Raw genomic sequence first — 7284 nt, 5'->3', positions numbered from 1 at the left:
GGGAGCTGCTTGGACTTCACGCCCAGCGTTTCGGTGATCTCCCGGACCGTGGTCTCGTTTCCGGCGATGACCACGGAGGTCGCACCGTTGACCGCGGCGATCCCGGCCCCGGCCTCACGCCCGGCAAGCAGGGGAATGACCTGCTCCTCGGAAGCCTGGACAGCGACCATGGCTCCGCCGGCCGGCAGGGCCTGCATCAGGCGGCCACGGGCGGAGACCAGCGTGCAGGCGTCTTCCAGGGACAGCACACCGGCGACGTGCGCGGCGGCGATCTCACCGATGGAGTGCCCCGCCACAACATCCGGGCGCACCCCCCACGATTCCAGCAGCCGGAACAGGGCCACTTCCAGAGTGAACAGGGCGGGCTGGGTGCTGCCGGTCTCGTCCAGACCCTCACCGGTGGAGATGACGTCTGCGAGCGACGGGTCGAGGTGCGAGAGGACCTCGTCGAAAGCGGCTGCGAAGACCGGGAAGGCCTCACGCAGCTCCGCGCCCATACCCACCCGCTGCGAGCCCTGACCGGTGAACAGGAACGCCAGCCGGCCCTCCGACACCGAAGCGCCACCACGACGCCCCGCCACCAGCTCCTCCAACGAAGCCACCAGCTCGGAGCGGTCGGAGCCCACCGCGACCGCGCGGTGTTCGAGCGCCGCCCGGGTCGTGGCAGCGGAGTGGGCGATGTCCAGGGTCTCGTGCTCGGGACGCCGGACCAGTTCGGCGAGCAGCCGCTCGGCCTGGGCGCGCAGTGCCGTCGGGTTCTTCGCGGACAGGACCAGCGGGAGGACGGGCAGCCCGGGCCGGTCCTCGGCCGCGGCCGGCTCCGGGTTCGCCGGGGCCTGTTCCAGGACGAGGTGGGCGTTGGTGCCGCTCACGCCGAAGGCGGAGACACCGGCCCTGCGCGGCCGCCCGGCCTCGGGCCACTCACGCGCTTCGGTCAGCAGCTCCACCGCACCCGCCGACCAGTCGACGTGCGGCGAAGGCCGGTCCGCGTGCAGGGTCTTGGGCAGCACGCCGTGCCGCATCGCCAGGACCATCTTGATGATGCCGCCGACACCGGCGGCGGCCTGGGCATGGCCGATGTTGGACTTCAGCGAGCCCAGGTACAGCGGCCGGCCCTCCGCACGGCCCTGGCCGTAGGTGGCGAGCAGGGCCTGCGCCTCGATGGGGTCGCCGAGCCGGGTGCCCGTTCCGTGCGCCTCGACGGCGTCCACGTCCGCCGTCTCCAGACCGGCGTCGGCCAGGGCGGTGCGGATGACCCGCTGCTGGGAGGGGCCGTTGGGGGCGGTCAGGCCGTTGCTGGCACCGTCCTGGTTGACGGCCGTACCGCGGATCACGGCGAGCACGTCGTGCCCGTTCGCCCGCGCGTCCGACAGCCGCTCCAGCACGAGCATGCCCGCGCCCTCGCCCCAGCTCGTACCGTCCGCGTCGGCGGAGAAGGCCTTGGAACGGCCGTCCGGCGCCAGCCCCTGCTGCCGGCTGAACTCGACGAACAGACCGGGGGTGGCCATCACCATGGCGCCGCCCGCGAGGGCGAGGCCGCATTCGCCGCTGCGCAGCGCCTGCACCGCCAGGTGCACGGCGACCAGCGACGACGAGCAGGCGGTGTCCACCGTCATCGCCGGGCCTTCGAGGCCGAGCGTGTACGAGATGCGGCCGGAGGCCACGCTGGAGGACTTGCCGGTGAGGAGGTAGCCCTCGACCTCCTCCGGGGCCTCGTGCAGCAGCGCACCGTAATCCTGGTGGATCACGCCGGTGAACACGCCCGTGTCGGACGAGCGCAGGCTGTCCGGGGCGATCCCGGCCCGCTCCAGGGCCTCCCAGGAGGTCTGGAGCAGCAGCCGCTGCTGCGGGTCCATCGCGAGCGCCTCGCGCGGCGAGATGCCGAAGAAGGCCGCGTCGAACTCGCCCGCCCCGTACAGGAATCCGCCTTCGCGGGCGTACGAGGTACCGCGGTGCTCCGGGTCCGGGTGGTAGAGGGCGCCGGTGTCCCAGCCGCGGTTCTCGGGGAGCTGCGCGATGACGTCGCGGCCGTCGCCGAGGATGTCCCAGAGTCCCTCGGGGGTGTCCGCGCCACCGGGGTAGCGGCAGCTCATGCCGACGATGACGATCGGGTCCTCGTCGGTGTCGCGGACGGCGCCGCGGCGGGCGACTGCCGTCGCCGGTGCTGCCGGCTGCTCCTCCCCGACGAGCAGGGTGAGCAGGTGTGCGGCGACCGCGGCCGGCGTGGGGTGGTCGAAGACCAGGGTGGTGGGCAGGGGCAGGCCGGTGACCGTCGCCAGCCGGTTGCGCAGCTCGACGGAGGTGAGCGAGTCGAAGCCGGAGGCCTTGAACGCCTGGTGGGCGGAGAGGTCGTCACCGGAGGCACGGCCGAGCACGACGGCCGCCTGGGCCCGTACGAGCTCCAGCAGGACGTTCTGCCGTTCGGCTTCGGTCAGCTCGCTCAGGGTGCCGAGGAGGGCGCTGCCGGCCGTGGACGTGGCCGTCGCGGCACCCGCGAGGGCCGCGCGGGCCTCGGGCAGCTCGCCGAGGAGCGGGCTGGGCCGGCTGGCGGTGAAGCGCGGGGCGAACCGCTCCCAGTCGATGTCCGCGACGACGAGGGCCGGCTCCGGCTGGGCCGCCGCGTACCAGAGCGCGGATACCGCCTGGTCGGGGTCCATGGCGGGGATGCCGCGCTGGAGCATGTGGGCCTCGACGGCGTCGCCGACCATGCCGCCACCGCCCCAGATGCCCCAGCCGATGGCGACGGCGGGCAGGCCCTGGGCGCGGCGCAGATGGGCGAGGGCGTCGAGCGAGGCGTTGGCGGCGGCGTAGGCGGCCTGGCCGCCGTTGCCGAGGGTGCCCATGACGGACGAGAAGAGGACGAACGCGTCGAGCTCCAGGCCGAGTTCCCGGGTGATCTCGTGCAGGTGCCGGGCGGCGTCGGCCTTCGGCCGCAGGACCCGGTCCAGCTGTTCGGGCGTGAGGGCCTCGATGACGGCGTCGTCGAGGACGCCGGCGGCGTGGACCACGGCGGTCAGCGGCTGGTCCCCGGGCAGGGAGCCGAGCAGTTCGCGCAGGGCGTGCGGGTCGGCCGCGTCGCAGGCGGCGACGGTGACCCAGGCGCCGAGGGCGGTCAGCTCGTCGGCGAGTTCGCGGGCTCCGGGGGCGTCGGCTCCGCGCCTGCTGGTCAGCAGCAGGTGGTCGGCGCCCGCGGTGGCCAGGCTCCGGGAGATGCGGGCGCCCAGTGCACCCGTTCCGCCGGTGACCAGGACGGTGCCGCGGGGCTGCCAGCCCTCGCCGGCGGCCGCGGAGCGGGGGGCGCGGACCAGGCGGCGGGCCAGGATGCCCTGGGCGCGGACGGCGAGCTGGTCCTCGTACTCGCCGCCGGCTCGGGCACCGTCGCCGGAGCGCGCCAGGATGCCGCAGAGGCGGCGCAGGGCGTGCGCGTCGGGCTCGGCGGGCAGGTCGATCAGGCCGCCGAAGCGGTCGGGGTGTTCGAGTGCGGCGACGAGGCCGAAGCCCCAGGTGCGTGCCTGACCGGGGTCGCACGCGGTGTCGGTGTCGTGCGCGACGACGGCCTGGCGCGTGACGCACCACAGCGGGGCGGAGACGCCGGTGTCGCCGAGGGCCTGGACGAGCGCAAGGGTGGCGGCCGGTCCGGTGTCGTCGAGGGCGAGCAGGGACAGGACGCCGGCCGGGCTGAGGCCCTCGGTCGCGGCCCGCAGGGCCGCGGCGGCCCCGTCCCGGTCGTCACCCGGCTCCAGCGGTACGACCCGCGCCCCGCGCTCCGCGAGCTCCCGGGCCGCCGCGGCGGCCCAGGGGTCGTCGGCACGGCCGGACGGGACCGCGAGCAGCCAGTCCCCGGACAGCCGGGGGTTGGGCGTGTCGCCGAGGGTGCGCCAGGTGATGCGGTAGCGGCGGCCGTCGGCCTCGTCCGTCGCACGGCCCTGCCGGCGCCATTCGGCCAGGAGGGAGAGCGCGGGGGCGAGCGCGTCGGTGTCGGAGGCGCCGAGCTCGCCGGCGAGCCAGCTGGTGTCCTGGCCCTCGACCGCTTCCCAGAAGCGGTCCTCCCGGGCGTCGCCGGCCCGCAGACCGGTGCGGGCGGCGGCGGGTTCGAGCCAGTAGCGGTCGCGCTGGAAGGCGTAGGTGGGCAGGGCGGCGCGGGCGGCCGGAGCGGGCCGCCAGTCGACGGGGACGCCGCGGACCTGGGCCTCGGCGAGCGAGCAGAGGAAGCGGTCGAGTCCGCCCTCGTTGCGGCGCAGCGAGGACAGGACGGCGACGTCCGCGGCGCCGGCGGCCTCCACGGTCTCCTGGACGCCGATGGCGAGCACCGGGTGCGGGCTCATCTCCACGAAGGCGTCGAAGCCGTGGTCGAGGAGGGCGCGGGTGGTGCGCTCGAACTGCACGGTGGCGCGGAGGTTGCGGTACCAGTAGGCGGCGTCGAGTTCCTCGCCCGCGAGGGGTTCGCAGGTCACCGTGGAGTAGAACGGGGTGTGGGCGGGCTGGGGGCGGACGGGGGCGAGGAGTTCGGCGAGGCGTTCTTCGATGGCTTCGACGTGGGCGGAGTGGGAGGCGTAGTCGACGGGGATGCGGCGGGCGCGGATGTCTTCGGCTTCGCAGGCGGTGAGGAGTTCGTCGAGCTGGGTGGCGGCGCCGGAGACGACGGTGGAGCGGGGGCCGTTGACGGTGGCTACGAACAGGTCGTCCCAGGCGGCGATGCGGTGTTCGACTTCGGCGACGGGCAGGGGGACGGAGACCATGCCGCCGTGTCCGGCGATGTCCAGGAGGGCGCGGCTGCGGAGGGCGACGATGAGTGCGCCGTCCTTGAGGGTGAGGGCGCCGGCCACGCAGGCCGCTGCGATCTCGCCCTGGGAGTGGCCGACGACGGCGGCGGGTTCCACACCGTGGGAGCGCCAGAGCGCGGCGAGGGAGACCATCACGGCCCACAGGACGGGCTGGACGACGTCGACGCGGTCGAAGCCCGGAGCGCCTTCGGTACCCCGCAGGACATCGGTCAGGGACCAGTCCACGAACGGCGTCAGTGCTTCCTCGCAGGCCTCGATCGCCTCACGGAACGCCGGTGCGCAGTCCAGCAGGCCCACGGCCATGCCGACCCACTGGGAGCCCTGCCCCGGGAACACGAACACCGGCTGCCGGCCGCCCGTGGCGGTGCCGGTGACCAGGCCCTCGGCGGCCGCGCCGTCGGCGAGGGCACTGAGGCCGGCCAGGAAGCCCGCGTGGTCGCCCGCGACGACGACGGCCCGCTCCTTGAGCGCGGCGCGGGTGGTGGCCAGGGAGAACGCGACGGCGGCCAGGTCGGTGCCGGGGTCGGCGGCGACCAGGTCACGCAGCCGGGCCGCCTGGGCGCGCAGCCCGCCGGACGTGGCGGCGGAGACCGGCCACGGGAACACGGCGGGGGTCACCGCCGAGGAGGCGGGCTCGGACACCGTCTCGGGCATGTGCTCGATGATGGCGTGGGCGTTGGTGCCGCCGACGCCGAAGGAGGAGACGGCGGCGCGGCGCGGCCGCCCGGTCTCGGGCCACTCGCGGGCCTCGGTGAGCAGCTCGACGGCTCCCGCCGACCAGTCGACGTGCGAGGAGGGCTCGCTCACGTGCAGGGTCCGGGGCAGCACACCGTGCCGCATGGACAGCACCATCTTGATGATGCCCGCCACGCCGGCGGCGGCCTGCGTGTGACCGATGTTGGACTTCAGCGAACCAAGGTACAGCGGCTGGCCCTCGGGACGGCCCTGCCCGTAGGTGGCGAGGAGCGCCTGCGCCTCGATCGGGTCGCCGAGCCGGGTGCCCGTACCGTGCGCCTCGACGGCGTCCACGTCGGCGCCGGTCAGCTCCGCGTCCGCGAGCGCGGCCCGGATCACCCGCTGCTGGGACGGACCGTTCGGCGCGGTCAGGCCGTTGCTGGCACCGTCCTGGTTGACGGCCGTACCGCGGATCACGGCGAGCACGTCGTGCCCGTTCGCCCGGGCGTCCGACAGCCGCTCCAGGACGAGCATGCCCGCGCCCTCACCCCAGCCGGTGCCGTCCGCGTCCTCCGAGAAGGCCTTGCAGCGGCCGTCGGCGGAGAGCCCGCGCTGCTGGCTGAACTCCACGAACATTCCGGGACGCGACATGACCATGGCGCCGCCGGCCAGGGCGAGCGTGCTCTCGCCCGAGCGCAGCGAGCGGCAGGCGAGGTGCAGGGCCACCAGCGAGGACGAGCAGGCGGTGTCCACGGTCACGGCCGGGCCTTCGAGACCGAAGGTGTAGGCGATCCGCCCCGAGGCGACTGCCGGGGTGGTGCCGGTCAGCACGTACCCCTCGGCGCCCTCGGCGGCCTCGTCCAGCCGGGGGCCGTAGTCCTGCGCGGTGAGGCCGACGAACACGCCGGTACGGGTGCCGCCGAGGGTGTCCGGCGCGATGCCCGCCCGCTCCAGCGCCTCCCAGGAGGTCTCCAGGAGCAGCCGCTGCTGCGGGTCCATCGCGGCGGCTTCGCGCGGCGAGATGCCGAAGGGGTCCGGGTCGAACTGGGCCACGTCGTAGAGGAACCCGCCGTGGCGGGTGTACGTACGGCCGGGCACCCCCGGCTCCGCGTCGTACAGGGCCTCGATGTCCCAGCCCCGGTCCGCGGGGAACTCGGAGACCGCGTCGCCGCCCGCGGCGAGCAGCTCCCACAGGTCCTCGGGCGTACGGACTCCGCCGGGCAGGCGGCAGCCCATGGCCACGATGGCGATCGGCTCCTCGTCCCGAGGGGTCCGGATCACGGCCGCCTCGTCCTCGGCGGCGGTGTCCGCACCGTCCAGTGCGGTACGGAGGTGTGCGGCCACGGCGGCGGGGGTGGGGTGGTCGAACAGCAGGGTCGCGGACAGCCGCAGACCGGTGGCGGCGCCGAGCCGGTCGCACAGCTCGACGGAGGTCAGCGAGTCGAAGCCGAGCTCCTTGAAGCTGCGGGACGGGTCGACCTCGTGCGGACCGGCGTACTCCAGGACGGCGGCCGACTCGGTGCGTACGAGCTCGACCAGCGACTGGTGCTGCGCGGGCGCGGCCGGCGCGGCCGGTACGGCCTCGGCGACCCGGGGCTCCGGGATCCGGGGCCCGTCGACCGGCTGGGGCGCGGCCGTGGTGCCGACCCAGTACGGGCGGCGCTGGAAGGGGTAGGTGGGGAGGTCGACGGTGCGTGCTCCGGTCCCGGTGAAGAGGGCGGGCCAGTCGACGGGGGTGCCGTGGGCGAAGAGTTCGCCGAGGGCCGTGATCGTGGTGCGTGCTTCGGAGCGGTTCTTGCGCAGGGCGGGCACCAGGAGTGCGGTG

At 74.9% G+C, this 7284-nt stretch carries 1 protein-coding gene; it reads right to left on the bottom strand.

Features of this window, described 5'->3' with window-relative positions; translation table 11 throughout:
- Positions 1-7284: type I polyketide synthase (locus ACZ501_RS34910; RefSeq protein WP_468800794.1), on the bottom strand; the 7284-nt coding region annotated here is incomplete at both ends.

The sequence above is a fragment of the Streptomyces sp. NPDC034085 genome, assembly GCF_055575555.1.
The sequence above is the reverse complement of the archived record's forward strand: the minus strand, read 5'-3'. Positions and strand labels throughout refer to the sequence as shown.